Below are 17,694 nucleotides of genomic sequence, written 5' to 3' on the forward strand. Positions count from 1 at the left end.
AGAGTGAGATGCCTCATACCGTCAGTGAAAAAACGCTGTTGACGATGACAGCGTCGCAATACATGAATGCGAGCCAGCGGGAGTTTTTCCGCAAACGTCTCCTTGCTCTGGCCCTGGAGTGCGAACAACACCTTGGCAACGCTAGAAACAATCTGCAGACACCGGCCCAGGCAGACCCACTGGATGCGGCTGTGGAAGAAGAGACGTGCCGTCACCAGCTGCGTTTTATGGCGCGCCAGCAGGCCTTGCTGGAAAAAATACGCGGGGCGTTGAGACGGCTGCAAAACGGAGACTACGGGTACTGCAAAATCAGCGGTGATCCTATTGGTTTACCGCGTTTGCTCGCTCGCCCCACCACGGAATATTGTGCCGAGGTAAAGGCTCGCCTTGAACAAAACGAACGCCACTATGCCCACCAACGAAACGGATAGAGACATGACAGGCCAGCCAATTCCTCCCATTCGCCAGCTTCCCGTTACCGTATTGTCAGGGTTCCTGGGTGCCGGAAAAACCACGGTGCTGAACCATATTCTTAATAATCGAAACGGGCTGCGGGTTGCCGTTATCGTTAATGACATGAGCGAAATCAATATTGATGCTGCGCTGGTCAATCAGAACGTTTCTCTCAACCGGGCTGAAGAGAAGCTGGTGGAAATGAGCAATGGTTGCATCTGTTGCACCCTGCGCGAGGATTTGTTGGTGGAAGTGGATCGGCTGGCCAGAGAAGGGTGCTTCGATTACCTGGTTATCGAATCCACGGGGATATCTGAACCTTTGCCTGTGGCAGAAACCTTTACCTTCGAAGACGAAAACGGTGAAGGACTATCTTCTGTAGCACGGTTGGACACCATGGTCACAGTGGTGGATGGGGTTAACTTTCTCCGTGATTACAATAGTTGCCGTACGCTCCAGCAAGAGGCAGAAAACCTGGGCGAAGAAGATCATCGTAATGTGGTGGATCTACTGGTGGAGCAGGTGGAATTCTCTGATGTGATCCTGATCAGCAAGGCGGATTTGGCCACGAAAAAGGAGCTCGACGCTCTGCAAGCCACCTTGCGGTTGTTGAATCCGGATGCTCGCATTCTACCGATCAGCCACGGCGCAGTGCCGCTGGATGATGTGCTGAACACCGGCCTGTTCGACTTTGAAAAAGCCCAGCAGGCTCCGGGGTGGTTAAAAGAAATGCGTGGCGAACATTTGCCCGAAACTGAGGAATACGGCATCAGCAGTTTCACCTATGAAGCTCGCCGCCCGTTTCACCCGCAACGTTTCTGGGATTTTTTGCAGCAGACCTGGCCCTACGGCACGTTGTTACGTTCAAAGGGTTTTTTCTGGTTGGCCAGTCGGCCCCATTTTGCGGGTAACTGGAGCCAGGCGGGTGATGTCGTTCATCACGGCCCGGCGGGCATGTTCTGGAAAACCGTGCCGGAACAACAGTGGCCCACTGACGAGGAATACCGGGCCTTGATCATGGAAAAGTGGCAAGAACCGTTTGGTGATATGCGCCAGGAGCTGGTGTTTATCGGCCATAACCTGCAACCAGAGGCAACTCGCCAAGCGCTGGATGCCTGTTTGTTGACGGAAGCAGAAATGCTCCTAGGCAAGGCGCTTTGGGAACAGTTGGATGATCCGTTTCCGCAATGGGAGATGGCGGGGTGATGACGATGGCAGTGGCGCAAGCGGAGATTACCACATCGCAATGGCATTGTTCGCCAGATGCAGCGGTGCTGGCGGACATCGTTCAGGATGATATGGAGGTGGCTGTCTGGGATCGTCCCAGTCCTGTGGAGCAGGACCTGGTAGCGTTGGCCTGCCAACAACGGCTGGCACTAAAACACTGGCTAGAGCTTTCTCAGCTTGAGGGGGCTATCGAGCGAATGCTTCCGGATGAGCGCTATGGGGCGTTGCGCGACGATCTGGTTCTGCTTGCCGACATGACAGCGTGTCTATTTGGCGTGTCTGGCCTGGGGTTACGTGTTACGGCTTTGCAAGCGCCTATGTGTCCGCGCTTTCATGTGGACCGAATTCCGGTTCGGTTATTGTGCACCTATGGCGGCCAGGGCAGTCAGTGGCTGCCGTTTGATTGTGTGGATGATCAATTGCTCTTGCCTGGCAGTAACCAGCCTTTGCTTTTTCAGCAAGAACACGTCCAGCAGCTTGAAGCCGGGCAGGTGGCGCTGTTCAAAGGCGAGTCATGGCGGGATAATCCGGGGGCAGGCGTGGTCCACCGGTCCCCGCCCATGTCTCCCGGTCAGCAGCGGTTGTTGATCACTCTGGATATTTAGGCTGAGAACATGGCAGTGAGTCGAACAGAGCAGATTCTGAATAGCGCTGAGCAACAATGTCGAAAGCTGGGTGTGCGCATGACGCCCCAGCGCAAACAGGTTATGGCGCTAATACTGGAGCAAAAAAACCCGCAAAGTGCCTATCAGCTACTCGACCAGTTCAAAGCCCGTTACCAAAGCAATGCACAGCCGCCCACGATTTATCGAGCGCTGGATTTTCTGGTTCAGCAAGGGTTGGCCCACCGGCTTAGCTCCACCAACCAGTATCTGGCCTGTGATCACATTACCTGCCAACACGGCCATCGCGGAACCGTGTTCTTGTTATGTGATCAGTGCGGTGGCGTTCAGGAAACCCCCATGGCGGGGGCCGCTGTTGACGAATTACAACACACCCTGGATGAAGTGGGTTTTGTAATTCAGCAAGAACCGCTGTTGGAAGTGCATGGCCGTTGTGCCGATTGCGCATTGCTAGCGGGCAGCTAAACAACACTCTTCTCGGGAGACAGTAATGCAACGTTTTCGCCTGGACGTGATGGCTATCGGCCTGTCCAGCCTCTGCATGATTCACTGCGTCGCCAGCGTGGCGGGGCTCTTTGCCATCGGTTTGTTATCTGCGTTTGGCAGTGTGGATGAAATATTTCACTTGGTCATGCTGGCCACCATTGTGCCGGTAAGCCTGCTCGCCATTGGCATAGGTTACCGGCGACATCGTCGTCTTTCCGTGTTGGTTCCAGGCGTATTGGCCTTGGCGGGGTTGTGTCTGCTAACCGTTTTTGAACATGCTATGCACGGCACTTTTTGGGAGCCATTGCTGACAGTTCTGATCGGACTCTGTTTGGTGGGAACCCATGTGGGCAATATTCGAGGCTGCAATGACTGCGAGATAAATCATGAAAAACCCTATGCAACCTAAGTGGCTGGCTGCTCTATTACTGCCATTGAGTGTGGCTGGCTTCGCAGCAGATGTGCATCAGCATGGTCATGCCGAGGCGGCGGTTGTACTCGAAGGCGAGCAGTTAACCGTCAGTTTTCGGGCGCCGTTGATGGATATTTTCGGTAGCGAGCAGCCACCGGCCGATGCCTCAACGCGATTGCGCTACAGCAAGCGCTTGGCGCAGGTTACAGAACCTCAGCCGTCTGCAGCTGCCCAGTGTAAATTGATCAATGTGTCTTCTCGTTCCGTAGCCGATTTGTTTCCGGAAAGTAAGGCGCATGATCGTGACGACCACGACCACGACCACGACCACGACCACGACCACGACCACGACCACGACCACGACCACGACCACGACCACGATGATGATTCCCATGAAGCGGTCAATCATCACAAAGACATTGTCCACGAATGGACGTTTGCCTGCGAGGCCCCTCAGCAGCTGCAAGCCGTAGATCTGCCGTTTCTTAGTACCTTCTCGGGCCTGACCACAGACGTGGTGCTGTTGTTGCCGGCCGTCCAGAGCGCTTCGCGTCTGGCTCCGGGTCAAACGCGAATACTAGTGGAGTAAGGCCGTAGTGGGTTTGGTACTGGAGCTCAACGAGCTGGAATACCGCCATCCCGGCGACATGCGGGCCTTTCTGCAGGTGCCGCATTTTTCCCTGCAGGCGGGAGAGCGTGTGTTGCTCCATGGCCCCAGTGGTTGTGGCAAGAGCACCTTGTTGTCCTTGATTACCGGCATTCGTCCGGTGCAGCGTGGCCGTATCCACATTGCAGGTCAGCCCTTTTCCTCGTTGCCCCAGCGCCGCCGAGATGCATTTCGCGCCGATCACCTGGGGGTGATTTTTCAGGCCTTTAATTTGCTTCCTTACCTAAGTGCCGTGGACAACGTGTGCTTGGCTGCCGGTTTCTCCCGTCAGCGTTGTGACCGGGAAGGGATTCGCAGTAAGGCCCATAGACAATCCACTGCCCGGGCTTTGCTGGCTCGGCTGGGCTTAGATGACAGCACCGTTACTCTGCCGGCGTGGCAGTTGTCTTTCGGGCAGCAACAGCGGGTGGCTGCAGCCCGTGCTTTGTTCGGTAAACCGGATCTCATTATTGCCGATGAACCCACCTCGGCGTTGGATAATCACAGCCGCGATATTTTGCTTACATTACTGTGTGAACTGTGCGAACAGTCCGGCAGTGCCTTGCTGATGGTTAGCCACGACAAACAGGTAGGCGATCATTTCCAACGCAGTGTGGATTTCGCCCGCCTGGCAGGGGAGGCAAACCATGCTAGCTAAGGTGATGCTTGCCTCCCTGAAAACCCGACGCACATCAGCGTTATTGATTGTTGCTGCCATTGGCCTGAGTGTGCTGATGATCATCGGCATAGATCGGGTACGGCATCAGGTGCGTGCCAATTTCGCCAGTACCATTTCGGGTACAGATTTGATCGTCAGCGCCCGTGGTGGGCCGATGAACATTTTGCTCTACAGCGTCTTCCGGCTCAGTGATCCCACTGCGGGTATTAGCTGGAAGACGGTGAAACATTTGGCTGACCAACCGGATGTGAAGTGGTGGATCCCCATTGCCTTGGGTGATTCCCATCGTGGCTATCCGGTGGTGGCCACCAACGACAGTTATTTAGCGCATTACCGTTATGGCCGAGATCAGCGCTTGGCCCTGCAAAGCGGCGCCTGGTTTGCTCGGGCGGATCAAGCCGTGCTTGGCAGTGCCGTGGCTGCCCGGCTTGGCTATCAGCAAGGTGAGCATATTGTGTTGGCTCACGGTGCCAGCGGGCCGGCCATTGTGGAACATGATAACCACCCGTTTACGGTGGTCGGTATTCTCGCGCCCACCGGCACCCCGGTGGATCAAAGCGTGCATATTTCTCTGGAAGGCATGGCGGTGATTCATCGCGGGGGCGCGTATAGGTCGGGCCTGCCTCCCATGCCAGGCCAAGCACGGGATAAACCCGATTCAGTGAATGCGGTCATGTTGGGATTGAAACGCCGCATGGCCGTGTTGAGCTTGCAGCGGGAGTTGTCCCGTTATGAGCGCGAGCCGCTTACGGCCATTATTCCCGGCGTGCAATTGCAGCGGTTGTGGCGAATCACTGCCGCCGGCGAAAATGCCTTGCGCGCTACATCGCTGGCGGTGCTGGTGGTCGCTTTGCTGGTGCTGGTGTCCACGGTGCTGGCGGCGCTGGAAGGGCGCCGCCATGAAATCGCTGTTCTGCGGGCGACAGGTGCCGGGCGGCTGGCCGTGTATACAGTCATCGTCGGTGAAAGCCTGTGTCTTACCGTGTTGGGCTGCTTGTTGGGTCTGGGGGTGTTATTTTTGGCGCAATGGGGGTTAGCGCCGATGGCGCTGGCTGAATGGTCATTGCGGCTTCCTGAGCACTTTCTCGCGTGGCGGGAATTACCGGCCATTGGCGCTATCCTGGTCGCCGGCTCCCTGGCAGGGCTGATCCCGGCAGAAAAGGCGTTCCGTAATAGCTTGGCCGATGGCCTGACCCCAAGGAATTGATCATGCGTTATTTACTTGCTGTGCTCTGTTTTAGCTGGAGCCTGTCTTCCATGGCGGCCAATGAGATCGAGTGGGAGGCGCTAGTGCCGGAGGGTTATGACCCCTCGGAGATTTATAACACGCTATTCGATGATATTTATGGGGAACAGCAAGCGCCTGACTCCATTGCGGATGGCGACGCCCGAGGCAAGAAAATGTTAGACGCCATTGATAAAGCCTGGCGCGAAGCGCCGCTGAAACAGTCCTTAGACAATACCGCCGTGCGCTTGGCGGGTTACGGCGTGCCGCTGGATGGCGATGAAGAATATGTACGTGAGTTCCTGCTGGTGCCGTATTTTGGCGCCTGCATCCACACGCCTCCGCCGCCGCGCAATCAGATTGTATTGGTGAAAATGAAAGGGCGGGGCGTGCCGCTGGATCTGGCTCTGGATGCCATGTGGCTCTCGGGCACGCTTACCGTTAGCAGCCAAGAAACGGAATACGGCACGGCGGGCTATGTGCTGGAAGGAGAAAGCGCGGAGCCATTTACAGGCTATGACCAGTAACCCTGCCTTAATGCGCTTCATGACAACAGCGTATTAGGCGAGCGATTTGCACTGCCGTAACATGGCCCAATGTTGTACCGATGTGCCGGGGATGTCGTCCTCATGTACAACCTCAAACCCAAACCGTTGATACAGAGAAACATTGTTCGGGTTATGGGTATCGAGATAGCAGGGCAAGCCTTGCTGATCGAACCGGTCTAGCGAGGGTTGCAGTAGCGGTGTGGACAGCCCGCGCCCTTGCTGCGAGGGATCAATACCCAGCAGTAGCAGGTACATATGCGGGGTGGTGAGAACCCGGTGGTGCACTGCCTGCATGGCATCTGCAGCCACCATTTGGCGTTTTATGGCGCCGGGGCCTTGCTTGAACAACGCCCGCACCGCACCAAAACGCAACATATCAATTACGCTGTGTTCAATGGCTGACGAGGGCAACCAGACCGCGGCGCCATTAAGGCTATTATGGCCATCGACAGGCTGCGGCGTGGTGTCTACTCGACCGTTATGGCGAGCATGGGCGACCAGAAAGCGAAAAGTGAAGAACGCCAGAGCTTGCCGTTGCGACGGGTCCGCAAAAAAGTATTCAAACAGTGGGTCATGAAAAAAGGCCCGGCTGAACACGTGGGCAAGATCGTCGAGTGGTGGTTGTGTGGTTGGCATATCTGCAATATCCGGCTGCGACAAGCAGAGCATACCGTAAACTTGGGGCTTCGGTGAGCCTGTTAGGCGCACCAAAGTGAATGGTTCAGCCGGGGCGGGTTTGCTCGTTGTAGGGGGCGTCGCCGCTCGGCAACCGAATGCGTCGTTGCGAATATCGTGCCCGCGTGGCCGAACTCTTCGATTTTCATTGATCAGGAGAGATGCAGTTTTGTGCCATCTCAGCTGCTCCACGGAATAGTTAAATTCCTATAGACAAATACGATAAGGCTTACAGACGTGTGGCGTGTGAAAGAGAATACTCTGTCGATAGCCTAAGTAGAAAAAGTCATCGCTTTGTTACGAATTTATCATTATTGCGTAGGCAGTGTTTGCGAGTGCGTTTTAGCGAATGTATTAAAGGGTCACTTTGTACCTTACTCAGGTTGAACACGAAAAATTAAATTCTGCTGCTGGTTCCGCATTTACCCCGGCCTTGTCCGGGGTTTTATTTTCTGGGTTACAACAGCTGAGGCGCCTCCTAAACGTCTTTATGCCCTCCGGGTGCCTTGGTTCTTCCAGGCGGGCCTGCGGTCCTGCGAGTATAAGCCTCAACAGGCAGCAGCTTGGTTTCAAACATAAGCTCCTCTTTACCTAGCCTGCGTAGGCACGAGCCTGGAAATCGAGCAGGCAAGCAGTGGTTAAAAAACTCCCTGAAGTAGTGACGAATGAAATAAAGGACGGGCATGACCTTCACGCCGTTGCATTGTGAGCTATGCTAGCGTCTATCCGCTAACCGGCATCTGTTCGATAGCGCAACCCGATGGAGACCCCCATGACCCACACCAAACAACAATGGCTGCAGGCTTTCACTGGTGGATTTCTTGCCACCCTGTTGTTCCATCAGGGCGTCCTGGCGTTGTTTTGGTTGGGCGGTCTTATCCCCGCGTTCCCCTGGAACATGGCGCCCGTGCCGCCGTTGGGTATTCCTCAAGTGCTCTCTCTTGCATTCTGGGGGGGTGTTTGGGGCTTGCCAGTATGGTTGATCATTCGCCGCTGGCAGGGCATCAATTTTTGGCTTGGCGCCCTGATTATTGGCGCCATCGGCCCGACTCTGGTGGCCATGTTGCTGGTTTTCCCCATGAAAGGATTGGACGTGAATGCCACCAAGATCGTGGGCGGTTTAATCGTCAATGCGGCTTGGGGTTTGGGGTTGGCAGCCTGGATGCAATTTAGCCAGCGCCGGTAAAGTCCCTTTTGGGTTTTTGATGGCAGTGAAGACCCTCCTTCATCGCGTGTCGGTATCAATCACTGGCCCTGCATCAGGTATACTCGCCGCTCCTTGAGTTTTTCGGTGATTTTCCATGCAGGCTGCGCCTTCTTCCGTACCGGCTAATGCTTGGCGCCAGCGTCTGAGCGCTTGGCTTAATTCTTCGTTGTTCGCTAATAGCATTACCGCGTTGATTCTTCTGAATGCCATCATTCTTGGGGTGGAAACGTCCTCTGTGGCGCAAGCGCGAGTAGGGCAGTGGTTGACCTTGGTCAACCAAGTGATTTTGTTCGCCTTCACGCTGGAAATTGCACTCAAACTGGTGGCCTTTGGTCCGCGCTTTTTTCGTTCTGGCTGGAACGTATTTGATTTTCTGATCGTCGCCATCTCCCTGACGCCAGCCTCAGGGCCGTTAGCTATCTTGCGGAGTTTACGCATCCTGCGGGTGTTGCGCCTGCTGTCATCGGTGAAACGACTGCGCATGCTGGTGGAATCCTTGATGCAAGCCTTGCCCGGCATCGGTTGGACCGCAGCGCTGCTACTGATGATGTTCTACATCTTTGCGGTGATGGGCACCGAGTTGTTCGGCGAAGCGTTTCCGCAGTGGTTTGGCAGCTTGGGGGCAAGTATTTATAGCCTGTTCCAGATCATGACCCTGGAGAGTTGGTCCATGGGGATCGCGCGGCCTGTTATGGAGGTGTATCCCCTGGCGTGGATCTTCTTCGTGCCCTTCATCCTCATTTCCAGCTTTATGGTGCTCAACCTGTTTATTGCCATCATCGTGAGCGCGACCCAAGAAGTGCATGAGAGCGAGCAGCGCGCAGAGCGGGAAGCCAATAATCAGATTGCCCACGATGAGCGTCAGGAGATGCTGGATCTTATGCGCGCAATGCACACAAAGGTTGTGGCGCTGGAAGCTGCCCAGCAGGGCAAGCCCGACCACCAGTAAAAGGTCATCCATTTACCTATCATGGAGCGACTCTCAGAGTGGTGCAGGGTTGTCTTCTGCGCTGTTCAGTTGAGGTAAACTCGACTTGAAGTGGCACGCTGACAAATAAACCACGACCGAACGCCGGAGAGTAAACATGAGTAAGCCTGTAGCCACATTTGTAGACACACCCGAAGACCCGTCCGCGTTGTGGAAAACCGTGGGTGGGCGCAACTGGGTGGCTTCCCAGCAGCTGGTTGATCATTTGTTCCAGCCCATCGAAGTGTTGCTCGCCGAAGCGGTACAGGCCCAATCCCCGCGCCGTGTGCTTGATATAGGCTGCGGTACTGGAGGCACAACCCGCACGATTCATCGCCATACCCAAGAAGGGGGCTACGCCACCGGCGTGGATGTGGCCGAGGTAATGATCGACGCCGCACGACAGGGTGGCGAGCAGGATGGCGCAGACAAGGAAGGGCCCGGCCCAGAGTTTCTCTGCGCAGACGCCGCCGGCTATGATTTCCAGGAAGGGTTGTTCGACATGCTGGTGTCGCGTTTCGGCGTCATGTTTTTCGAAGATCCCGTGCGGGCTTTTCAAAATCTCAGGCGCGCCGCTAGCAAAGAGGCCACGGCGCTGTTTTTTTCCTGGCGCTCCCCGAAAGAAACCCCCTTTATGACCACCGCTGGCCGGGCAGCCAAGTCTATCGTCACCTTGCCGCAACAAGACCGGAACGCGCCCGGGCAGTTTGCATTTGCGGATCCCCAGCGGGTAGAGAGCATTCTTGAATCAGCAGGCTGGCACAACATCAGCATTGAACCGCTGGATTTCGAATGTGCGTTCCCCGAGACCGAGCTGGTGAATTTTTTCACCCGCATCGGACCGCTCGGCCGCATTCTTCCCGGCCTGGATGAAAACACCCAAGCACAGCTCATTACGGTGGTCAGAGAAGCCTTCGAACCCTTTGTGTTCGGTGATACCGTGAAATTCAACGCTGCCTGCTGGCAGATCAAAGCAAAAGCATCCTGAGATAAGAGGCAGCGCTGCAAAGGGCTTCTCAATAAGCAAGGGAGGACGCCCTTCAAGCTGCGCAGTCTGATGCGTGAACTTGGGTTGATCTGCAAGTAGCCCGGCCCGCATACCTGCAAGCACGCCACCATCGAGAAGGTGTCTACTTTTATTCCACCGGGTTACTGCATTCCGCTCGGGAGGCGTCGAGCTTGCAACGAACCTTGCGTTGCAGGGTCAGCATGTCGGCATCATAGTAGCCTTTTTGGCGGAGCCGTAACCGCGCTTCCTGCATCATGTTTTGATATTCTTTTTTATCTTCTTGTGGAATCTGGACCATCCAGTGTTCTGGCACTTTGACGGCTTCTATTTCCAGTCGCTCCATGATTAGATGGTAGCTTTTGTAGAACTCTTCGCGCACCAGCTGTGCAACTTCATTGGGGAATTTGTCTTTGCGGCCGATCAGCTGCATGGTGATTTGAGCCAGCGGGTAATCAATGATACCGCCATTCGGCCCCATTCCTTTGTGAAGTTCCAGTAATTCGTAGGCGAGCAGTGGAGCGACGATAACGTCTACCACGCCGTTGTTGAATTTATTCGGCGCTGAAACGATATCCGATGCAATCGGAGTCGCGCCAATCTGTGAAACCATTTCCGCTTGTGTGGGATCATAGTCGAGCACGGCCACGCGTTTCCCTGCAGCTTTGGCTAGAGTGTTAATGTTTTTGTCATTGACGAAAATATAAGCGCCTCCAGCCGGTGCAACGCCGAGAATGACATACTCACCGCTCACCATCTTGTCGGCGCTTTTCGGGCTGGCAAGGGCTTGCAGAAGGATGCGCACGTGCTTTTTGGTCGGTAGCGCACCAATGGCATCGATGGTGCCGGTGTATTTGTTGAATTGGCGACCACGCAATCCGGTAATCAGTGCAGCATCACAAATGCCGGCTTTGAGGTCTTCGGCTACTATGCTTTCTTTGGTGTAGGGCTCGATATGAAGATCCACCCCATATTGCAGGAGGCGGGTGCGCTGGTCCTCCGCTGCTTTGAAAATCGGCCCGGTGCGGCCGCCAATATCCCAGATGCAAATCCGACGTTTGAGAGGCTCACCCAGACTGAACCCCGCGGCTTTTTGCATGGCTTTGATTCGTTCATCCAAACTGCGGCTCTGGTCATAGGCTATGGCACGCAATTTGGCTGCCAGTGCGGGTGTAAATTCCACACCGGGAGCAAAGCGCTCTAGTTCGGCCTGTTGGGCTGGAGTCAGATCAAAGGCCTCATTAGCGTGGAGAAAGGGACTGCCGACCAGTAGAAAATAAAGAAAAAAATGACGAAGAAATCTCACGATAGCCTCCATGGCTATTATCGTTGGTTGTTGCCATAAGGCGTTTTGGTCATCCAGCGATACTGGCGGTGTTGCTCATTGGCTTGGCCGGCACGGGGTAGGGATGAGCAGAAGGTGTGTTGCTGGTTACTCTGTGCTCGAAGCGGCTCGTTTCCGGGCTGGAACGAATACCGTTCATGCTGTTCAACATGGTGGGGCCATAATATTCGTTATCGCGCATCATGCTGTTGTCGTTCTGTTTCTCGGCTTCGGGAGGTGAAGCCCGCCAGTGCGAGGGGGAGGGGGACGCGATCCGCTTCTTTTTTTCTCGCTACTTTGGAAAGGAAGTTGAGCGCGCGATCATGAGCGGAAAAGTACGCAGCTCCGGCAGGGGTAATGGCCAAGGCAACCGTTACATCAATGCTGTCGATGTAACGGTTGAAATGGCGAGCCAATAGCTCACTCATTTCACCGTCGGCAAGTCCCATGGTTTGTCGGGTCTGCTTGAGTTGTGTTTTTTGTTCATCGGCCAGTGCCAATGCACTGCTATGGGTTGCAGTAACCAACAGCAGTGTTGAGCATAGATGCCTAAACGTCCCCATGACGATTCCTGTGTCATTCAATGGGGCGTTTATAGCATTTTGCCGTGTAGCGAAGTTTTGCCTGTTGTATGACAATCGTACAAGGGTTTCTGGAAGTCAGAGCGCGTAGGGTTGCCAGTAAGCGTTATCGCTCACCTATTGGGTGATGCTGCACTCAGAGCGAGCGGGGTTGATCTTGCAGCGAATTTTGCGCTGCAGCGTCAACATGTCGCCACTGTAATAGCCTTGTTTGCGTAGCGCGTCGCGGGCGTCCTGCATCATGACTTCGTATTCCTGTTTGTCTTTGTCCGGGATATGAATCATCCAACGCTCGGGTACCCGTTTGGTTTCCTGTTCGACGCGCTTTATAACCATTGGGTAGGCTTCGAAAGACGCTTCACGAATCAGTTGCGCTACTTCGTTGGGGAATTTGTCCAGTTTGCCGATGAGCTGCATGGAAAGCTGCGTCAGTGGGTAGTCGACGATGCCGCCATCTGGGCTCATGCCTTTATAGAGCTCAAGAATTTCATATGCCACTAATGGCGCGGGCAAAATATCGATTTGCCCATTGTTGAATTTGTTAGGCGCGGAAACGATGTCGGTGGCAACCGGTGTTGCACCAATGGCAGCGACCATTTCCGCCTGAGTCTGATCATAATCCAGCACTGCTATGCGGTGGCCGGCGGCCTTGGCCAGTGAGCTGATGCTGCGATCGTTGACAAAAATATGGGCGGCACCGGCAGGGTAGATGCCCATCACCACGTAATCTCCTTGCACCATATGCCCGGCCTGTTTGGGGTGAGAAAGGACCTGAAGAAGGGTTTGCATATGCTGGTCGGTGGGAACGGCGCCAATGGCATCGACGCTGCCGCTGTAAAGATTAAACTGGCGTGCGCGCAGGCCGCTCATCAAGGCCGCGTCACAGAGGCCGGCCTTGAGCTCTTCCACCATCACGGTTTCGTTGGTGTAAGGCACCATGTCCAGGTTGATGCCGTACTCGATGGCCAAGGCTCGTTGTTCCATGGCGGCATTGAACACAGGCCCATTGCGTCCGCCAATATCCCAAATGCAGATAGTACGTTTCAATGTGCTGCCGGGGGGCATTTGGTCCAGGCCCACCATTTGGCTGATGGCTTTGAGCCGGCTGCGAACCGGCATTTCACGGGTATAAAAAATGTCTTCCAGCTTTTCGAGGGTGCGGTCGTTGAGCGTGATACTGGGTAGCAGAGCTTTCAGTTGTTCTTTTTGGGCGTTGGTCAGCGTGGTGGCGCTCAAGGTGGCGCACAGTAGGCAGAGAATAAAAAACACAGAAAGTCGGATGTGCATGGTGATCTCCAGGCCGGGTTGTTGTTATAAGCGACCTTGCGGTAACGGTATTGTGTGTCTCTGAACGAGGCGGCAGGTTGTCACGGGCAAGGGCGGTTGTGATTATTTTATAATCTATAGAGATAGCATGTGACGAGCGTAGAAAGGAGGGCTTTGGCGCAGGAAATGACCGCGTTACGGCAAGCTGTGGCGAAATGGTCAAAGGTTGAAAATGTAGAAAGTGCACATCTCGAATGGGGTAAAGGATCCAGAGGATATTCAGCGATGCCCGCGCTGCATTTAGCCGCGAGCATTGAACCGCACTAATACGTTGCTGACGTGGTTGGCCCTTCTCAACGTTGATCGTTCTGCTTTTGACTTGGCGTTGTTACTTGGGTTGCGCGTCAATAGATGCGCCGGTGACGTCTCGGCTATCCGGGCCCAACAAAAACAGGTAAGGGGCCATGATGTCGGCGGGCGTTTTCAATGTGAGTGGGTCTTCGCCGGGGTAGGCCATGGCGCGCATGTCAGTGCGCGTGCCGCCGGGGTTAACGGTGTTGACGTGAATGTTGCTGGTGTTTTCCAGTTCTTCTGCCAGCACTTGAGCCAGGTTCTCAGTGGCCGCCTTGGAAACCGCATAGGCACCCCAGAAAGCACGCCCTTTGCGCCCTACGCTGGAGGATGTAAATAGCAGGCGAGCATCGTTGCTGGCGCGCAGCAGCGGCAACATGGCTTGGGTTAGATAGAAAGCGCTATTCACATTGGTTTGCATGACCGAATCCCAGGTGCCGGTGGCATATCGATCCATGGGCGTAATGTCGCCGAGCATGGACGCGTTATGCAAGATGCCATCCAGTCGCCCGAACTCCTTGTCAAAAAGCCCGGCCAGTTCCTGAAAATCTTCCGGGCGAGCGACCGTTAGATTCACTGGCGCCAGCGCGGGCTCCGGGCCACCCGCGGCTTTGATTTCATCGTACACCGCTTCCAGTTTTTCCTGGGTTCGGCCTAGCAGAATGACCGTGGCGCCATGGGCTGCCAGGGCCAGCGCGGCGCTGCGGCCGATGCCGGCGCCTGCACCAGTGACGAGAATAATACGACCTTTGAAGGTGTCTTCAGCGCATTGGTAATTGAGGGCTTGTTGTTGGATATCAGTCATGGTGGTTCCTGTGTCGCTTTCGCCAAGCCTGTGGCCTGACTTGGGTGCTGTAACCGTAAGGTGGAGCGGGCATCTGCCTTAATGGCCGTTCTAGTGCTGCCCTATGATTAGTTTTAGTCCGCGTTTTGTGTATCGAGTTTCTGCAAAAGCGGCAGTAGGTCGCTGCCTTCTTCCAGGTAATAATCTGCCTGCCAGCCACGAGGGTCGTCGTCTGCATCGATGTAACCAAAGGCGGCAACGGCGGTGGCCATGCCCGCATTCTTGCCAGCTTGGATGTCGCGCAGGTGATCGCCTACATATAGGCAATGTGCGGGTTTTACCTGGTCGGCGTTGGCGGCAATCAATAGGCCTTCCGGGTCGGGTTTGCGTTGCTTGACGTGCTCCGGGCAAATCACCGGGCCAACGCGTTGGTGCAGCTTGAGCCCTTCCAGTACGGGGCCGGTAAAACGATCGGGTTTGTTGGTGACGATACCCCAGGGCAGTTGCTGGGCGTCCAGCCAGTCGAGCACGTCCTCCAAGCCTGGGAACAATACCGTATCCACGGCCAGATGCTGCTCGTAGGCATTGAGTAGTTCTTCCAGCAACAGAGCAAAGCTTGCATCGTCGGGGCCGACACCAAAACCAAGTTCAGTGAGGGCGCGGGCGCCATTGGATACATTGGCGCGCACCGCGGAGTAGCTCACTGCGGGCCGACTATGCTTTTCCAGCAATGTATTGAGGACCGTATAAAAGTCCGGGGCGGTATCGATAAGGGTGCCATCCAAATCGAAATAAACGGCTTCAAGGCGTTCCATTATTGGCTCCCGCAAGCAAATCAGTCGCCCTTGCGGGCGTGCATCAAGTAATTCACCGATACATCCCGATTCAGTTTGTAAACCTGGGTGAGCGGGTTATAAACCATCCCGGCGGTGTCTTGTACATCCAGCCCCGCATCGCGGGCCCAGCCAGCCAGTTCGGAGGGTTTAATCAGTTTGGCGTATTCGTGGGTGCCGCGCGGTAGCAGGCGCAGCACATATTCCGCGCCGACAATGGCGAACATGAACGCCTTGGGGTTGCGGTTGATGGTGCTGAAAAAGACTTGCCCGCCGGGTTTCACCAGGGTGGCGCAGGCGCGAATCACCGAGGAAGGATCCGGTACGTGTTCGAGCATTTCCAGGCAGGTGACCACGTCATACTGGCCGGCGCGCTGTTCGGCGATCTGTTCCGCCGGGGTTTGCAGGTATTCCACCGCTACGCCGGCGTGTTCTGCGTGAATGCGGGCGACCGCCAGCGGGGCTTCGCCCATGTCGATGCCGGTTACTTCTGCGCCGCGTCGGGCCATGCCTTCGGAAAGCAGGCCGCCACCGCAGCCGATATCAATGACTTTTTTGCCCGGCAGGCTGACGCGCTCGTCGATATAGTTCAGGCGCAACGGATTAATGTCGTGCAGCGGGCGGAACTGGGAATTTGGGTCCCACCACTGCTCAGCGAGGGCGTTGAACTTGGCGATTTCGCCGGCGTCTACGTTCGGGGTGTGGGTTTGCTGTTCAGTCACGGTCGGCTCCGGCGATTTTTTCTTGCCACTGCTGGGCATTCTTGAGGATCAGGGCTTCGTTGAGTGTGGTTAGCTGGCGGTTATCCATCAGGCAGCGCCCGCCCACCCACGTGTGGGTGATCTGGTCGCGGGTGGCAGCGTAAATCAACTGGGCCACTGGGTCATAGACCGGCTGGGTCTCCAGTCGGTTCAAATCCACAGCCACCATATCCGCCTGCTTACCGATTTCCAACGAGCCGATTTCGTTATCTCGACCCAATGCTTTGGCGCCATTCAGAGTGGCCATTTTGAGTGTTTCCATGGCCGGTTGCGCATCCGCCTGCAGGCTAACGCCCTTGGTTAAGAAAGCGGCGGTGCGGGCTTCCCCCAGCATGTCCAGATCATTATTGCTGGCGGCCCCGTCGGTGCCCAGCGCTACGTTAATATTGGCTTTGCGTAGTTTCTCAACCGGCGCGAAGCCACTGGCCAGTTTCAGATTGGATTCCGGGCAATGCACAACGTGGGTGCCGGTTTGTGCCACCAAAGCGATTTCTTCATCGGTGAGTTGGGTCATGTGAACGGCCAGCAGGCGCGGTGATAGCAAGCCCAGATTATGCAGCCGGGTCAGGGGGCGCTCGCCAGTGTTGCCCACCGCCATCTGGATCTCCCCGGCTGTTTCGTGCACGTGCATCATTACTGGTACGTCCAACTCTTCGGCGAGCGTGAGTGCTTTCTGCAGCGGCCCATCGGACACCGTATAGGGAGCATGGGGGCCGAAGCCGATCTGGATGCGCGGTTCATGCTGCCATTCATCCATGGCGTCGGTGGCCAAACGCAAATACTCCTCAGGCCCGGAGCCCATAGGGGTAGGGAAGTCCAGCAGCGGGCAGAACAGACTGGCGCGCAGGCCGGCTTCTACCGTGGCGCGGGCGGCATGGGCGGGGAAGAAATACATATCGGCAAAGCAAGTGGTGCCGGAACGGATCATTTCTGCTGCGGCGAGCCGAGTGCCGTCGTAGACAAAGGTTTCACTGATAAAGCGGCCTTCGGCGGGCCAGATATGTTTTTCCAGCCAAGTCATTAGCGGCAGGTCATCGGCGATGCCGCGTAGCAAGTTCATGGCCGCGTGGGTATGGGCATTGACCAGGCCCGGGATCAGCAGGTGATCACCCAGCTGTTGCTGCTCTTTGCTCTGCCACTTTACGTTAGCCAGGGCGCTGGGGAGCAGGTCGGCAATGCGACCGTCTTTGACCACCAGGGCATGGTTCTCCAGCACCGTGTCCTGCGGGGCCACAGGGGCAATCCAGCGGGCGTGGACGATCAGGTCAGCCTGATTGTCGCTCATGCATAACTCCTTGCTCGAACTGGGGGCAGTAACCCCCGAATTGTGCGCCGCAGTATAGCGTGTCGCGGTGGATCTTGCCCTGACTGCGTGACGGTAAACTGTTTGCGTGTTGGCAAGGGGCGCCATCTTGCGAGGATCGACGCAGAGATGGCGCCGATACCCTCCAGCTGTGCTATCATCCCGGGCTTTTCCGGGCTTTATAGATCGGAATTCGCGACGGCAGTGGAGTCGGGCAGGACGAATGTCCCCCGAAATTCCTCGGCCTATAAGAACAGACTGCACGGGGGGCCATGGGCACCTCGTGAAATCGGCCCGAAAATGGGCCGGCTTGGGGAAGCCGCAGGGGCTTTCCCAA

The 17,694-nt window shown here is 55.8% G+C and carries 21 protein-coding genes; 12 read left to right on the plus strand and 9 right to left on the minus strand.

Annotated features, from left to right (window positions below; all coding sequences use genetic code 11):
* Positions 1-8: 8 nt before the first annotated feature.
* The 9 genes from ABNH10_RS10420 to ABNH10_RS10460 are packed head-to-tail and all read left to right on the plus strand — an operon-like array spanning position 9 to position 6,278.
* Complete coding sequence (locus tag ABNH10_RS10420) at positions 9-431, plus strand: TraR/DksA family transcriptional regulator (RefSeq protein WP_349385867.1); 423 nt, start codon at positions 9-11, stop codon at positions 429-431.
* Positions 432-435: 4 nt separating this feature from the next.
* Entirely contained in the window at positions 436-1,659 is a 1,224-nt protein-coding gene (zigA, locus tag ABNH10_RS10425) for a zinc metallochaperone GTPase ZigA (protein WP_349385868.1), read from the plus strand.
* A complete protein-coding gene (locus tag ABNH10_RS10430) occupies positions 1,659-2,285 on the plus strand; it encodes a DUF1826 domain-containing protein (RefSeq protein WP_349386228.1) in 627 nt (208 codons plus the stop codon). The genes zigA and ABNH10_RS10430 overlap by 1 nt, the downstream gene beginning before the upstream one ends.
* A gap of 9 nt (positions 2,286-2,294) precedes the next feature.
* Positions 2,295-2,768, plus strand: coding sequence for a transcriptional repressor (locus ABNH10_RS10435; RefSeq protein WP_349385869.1), 474 nt, complete (start codon positions 2,295-2,297; stop codon positions 2,766-2,768).
* A 25-nt stretch (positions 2,769-2,793) separates the two neighbouring features.
* A complete protein-coding gene (locus ABNH10_RS10440) occupies positions 2,794-3,198 on the plus strand; it encodes a MerC domain-containing protein (RefSeq protein ID WP_349385870.1) in 405 nt (134 codons plus the stop codon).
* Positions 3,176-3,790 (plus strand): ZrgA family zinc uptake protein, encoded by a 615-nt coding sequence (locus ABNH10_RS10445; RefSeq protein WP_349385871.1) that lies wholly within the window; start codon positions 3,176-3,178, stop codon positions 3,788-3,790. Before ABNH10_RS10440 ends, ABNH10_RS10445 begins: the two co-directional genes overlap by 23 nt.
* Before the next feature lie 7 nt (positions 3,791-3,797).
* On the plus strand, positions 3,798-4,505 hold the full coding sequence (locus ABNH10_RS10450) for an ABC transporter ATP-binding protein (RefSeq protein WP_349385872.1): 708 nt from the start codon (positions 3,798-3,800) through the stop codon (positions 4,503-4,505).
* Positions 4,495-5,733, plus strand: a complete 1,239-nt coding sequence (locus tag ABNH10_RS10455; RefSeq protein ID WP_349385873.1) for an ABC transporter permease — start codon at positions 4,495-4,497, stop codon at positions 5,731-5,733. Before ABNH10_RS10450 ends, ABNH10_RS10455 begins: the two co-directional genes overlap by 11 nt.
* Positions 5,734-5,735: 2 nt before the next feature.
* On the plus strand, positions 5,736-6,278 hold the full coding sequence (locus tag ABNH10_RS10460; protein WP_051428764.1) for a DUF3299 domain-containing protein: 543 nt from the start codon (positions 5,736-5,738) through the stop codon (positions 6,276-6,278).
* A 33-nt stretch (positions 6,279-6,311) separates the two neighbouring features.
* Here ABNH10_RS10460 and ABNH10_RS10465 read toward each other — a convergent pair whose 3' ends face one another.
* Positions 6,312-6,935, minus strand: coding sequence for a GNAT family N-acetyltransferase (locus tag ABNH10_RS10465; protein ID WP_349385874.1), 624 nt, complete (start codon positions 6,933-6,935; stop codon positions 6,312-6,314).
* Positions 6,936-7,746: 811 nt separating this feature from the next.
* Here ABNH10_RS10465 and ABNH10_RS10470 point away from each other — a divergent pair.
* From ABNH10_RS10470 to ABNH10_RS10480, 3 genes are all read left to right on the plus strand, one after another.
* Positions 7,747-8,160: a hypothetical protein gene (locus tag ABNH10_RS10470; RefSeq protein WP_349385875.1), complete on the plus strand. Its 414-nt coding sequence runs from the start codon at positions 7,747-7,749 to the stop codon at positions 8,158-8,160.
* A gap of 115 nt (positions 8,161-8,275) precedes the next feature.
* Positions 8,276-9,130 carry an ion transporter gene (locus tag ABNH10_RS10475; protein ID WP_349385876.1) on the plus strand — a complete coding sequence of 285 codons (855 nt, stop codon included), beginning with the start codon at positions 8,276-8,278 and terminating at the stop codon, positions 9,128-9,130.
* A 136-nt stretch (positions 9,131-9,266) separates the two neighbouring features.
* Positions 9,267-10,136, plus strand: a complete 870-nt coding sequence (locus tag ABNH10_RS10480; protein WP_349385877.1) for a class I SAM-dependent methyltransferase — start codon at positions 9,267-9,269, stop codon at positions 10,134-10,136.
* 148 nt (positions 10,137-10,284) lie between these two features.
* Here ABNH10_RS10480 and ABNH10_RS10485 read toward each other — a convergent pair whose 3' ends face one another.
* From ABNH10_RS10485 to ABNH10_RS10520, 8 genes are all read right to left on the minus strand, one after another.
* Positions 10,285-11,460, minus strand: a complete 1,176-nt coding sequence (locus ABNH10_RS10485; protein ID WP_349385878.1) for a putative solute-binding protein — start codon at positions 11,458-11,460, stop codon at positions 10,285-10,287.
* Positions 11,461-11,509: 49 nt separating this feature from the next.
* Complete coding sequence (locus ABNH10_RS10490) at positions 11,510-11,683, minus strand: hypothetical protein (protein WP_349385879.1); 174 nt, start codon at positions 11,681-11,683, stop codon at positions 11,510-11,512.
* The gene (locus ABNH10_RS10495) at positions 11,670-12,041 is read right to left on the minus strand and encodes a hypothetical protein (protein ID WP_349385880.1); all 372 of its coding nucleotides are present in this window, start codon (positions 12,039-12,041) and stop codon (positions 11,670-11,672) included. Before ABNH10_RS10495 ends, ABNH10_RS10490 begins: the two co-directional genes overlap by 14 nt.
* Before the next feature lie 135 nt (positions 12,042-12,176).
* The gene (locus tag ABNH10_RS10500; protein WP_349385881.1) at positions 12,177-13,346 is read right to left on the minus strand and encodes a putative solute-binding protein; all 1,170 of its coding nucleotides are present in this window, start codon (positions 13,344-13,346) and stop codon (positions 12,177-12,179) included.
* 367 nt (positions 13,347-13,713) lie between these two features.
* On the minus strand, positions 13,714-14,481 hold the full coding sequence (locus ABNH10_RS10505; protein WP_349385882.1) for a YciK family oxidoreductase: 768 nt from the start codon (positions 14,479-14,481) through the stop codon (positions 13,714-13,716).
* Positions 14,482-14,594: 113 nt separating this feature from the next.
* Complete coding sequence (locus tag ABNH10_RS10510; RefSeq protein ID WP_349385883.1) at positions 14,595-15,275, minus strand: HAD-IA family hydrolase; 681 nt, start codon at positions 15,273-15,275, stop codon at positions 14,595-14,597.
* A gap of 20 nt (positions 15,276-15,295) precedes the next feature.
* A complete protein-coding gene (ubiG, locus tag ABNH10_RS10515) occupies positions 15,296-16,015 on the minus strand; it encodes a bifunctional 2-polyprenyl-6-hydroxyphenol methylase/3-demethylubiquinol 3-O-methyltransferase UbiG (RefSeq protein ID WP_035461039.1) in 720 nt (239 codons plus the stop codon).
* The gene (locus ABNH10_RS10520) at positions 16,008-17,339 is read right to left on the minus strand and encodes a TRZ/ATZ family hydrolase (protein WP_349385884.1); all 1,332 of its coding nucleotides are present in this window, start codon (positions 17,337-17,339) and stop codon (positions 16,008-16,010) included. Before ABNH10_RS10520 ends, ubiG begins: the two co-directional genes overlap by 8 nt.
* Between the last annotated feature and the right edge of the window lie 355 nt (positions 17,340-17,694).

This window comes from Alcanivorax sp. (genome assembly GCF_040119285.1).
Lineage (GTDB): Bacteria > Pseudomonadota > Gammaproteobacteria > Pseudomonadales > Alcanivoracaceae > Alcanivorax.

Coding starts and splice junctions, on each gene's coding strand:
- ABNH10_RS10470 (WP_349385875.1), top strand. CDS start 7,747: ATGACCCACACCAAACAACAATGGCTGCAGGCTTTCACTGGTGGATTT.
- ABNH10_RS10480 (WP_349385877.1), top strand. CDS start 9,267: ATGAGTAAGCCTGTAGCCACATTTGTAGACACACCCGAAGACCCGTCC.
- zigA (WP_349385868.1), top strand. CDS start 436: ATGACAGGCCAGCCAATTCCTCCCATTCGCCAGCTTCCCGTTACCGTA.
- ABNH10_RS10420 (WP_349385867.1), top strand. CDS start 9: ATGCCTCATACCGTCAGTGAAAAAACGCTGTTGACGATGACAGCGTCG.
- ABNH10_RS10490 (WP_349385879.1), bottom strand. CDS start 11,683: ATGATGCGCGATAACGAATATTATGGCCCCACCATGTTGAACAGCATG.
- ABNH10_RS10520 (WP_349385884.1), bottom strand. CDS start 17,339: ATGAGCGACAATCAGGCTGACCTGATCGTCCACGCCCGCTGGATTGCC.
- ABNH10_RS10495 (WP_349385880.1), bottom strand. CDS start 12,041: ATGGGGACGTTTAGGCATCTATGCTCAACACTGCTGTTGGTTACTGCA.
- ABNH10_RS10500 (WP_349385881.1), bottom strand. CDS start 13,346: ATGCACATCCGACTTTCTGTGTTTTTTATTCTCTGCCTACTGTGCGCC.
- ABNH10_RS10510 (WP_349385883.1), bottom strand. CDS start 15,275: ATGGAACGCCTTGAAGCCGTTTATTTCGATTTGGATGGCACCCTTATC.
- ABNH10_RS10435 (WP_349385869.1), top strand. CDS start 2,295: ATGGCAGTGAGTCGAACAGAGCAGATTCTGAATAGCGCTGAGCAACAA.
- ABNH10_RS10465 (WP_349385874.1), bottom strand. CDS start 6,935: ATGCCAACCACACAACCACCACTCGACGATCTTGCCCACGTGTTCAGC.
- ABNH10_RS10440 (WP_349385870.1), top strand. CDS start 2,794: ATGCAACGTTTTCGCCTGGACGTGATGGCTATCGGCCTGTCCAGCCTC.
- ABNH10_RS10445 (WP_349385871.1), top strand. CDS start 3,176: ATGAAAAACCCTATGCAACCTAAGTGGCTGGCTGCTCTATTACTGCCA.
- ABNH10_RS10460 (WP_051428764.1), top strand. CDS start 5,736: ATGCGTTATTTACTTGCTGTGCTCTGTTTTAGCTGGAGCCTGTCTTCC.
- ABNH10_RS10475 (WP_349385876.1), top strand. CDS start 8,276: ATGCAGGCTGCGCCTTCTTCCGTACCGGCTAATGCTTGGCGCCAGCGT.
- ABNH10_RS10505 (WP_349385882.1), bottom strand. CDS start 14,481: ATGACTGATATCCAACAACAAGCCCTCAATTACCAATGCGCTGAAGAC.
- ABNH10_RS10455 (WP_349385873.1), top strand. CDS start 4,495: ATGCTAGCTAAGGTGATGCTTGCCTCCCTGAAAACCCGACGCACATCA.
- ABNH10_RS10430 (WP_349386228.1), top strand. CDS start 1,659: ATGACGATGGCAGTGGCGCAAGCGGAGATTACCACATCGCAATGGCAT.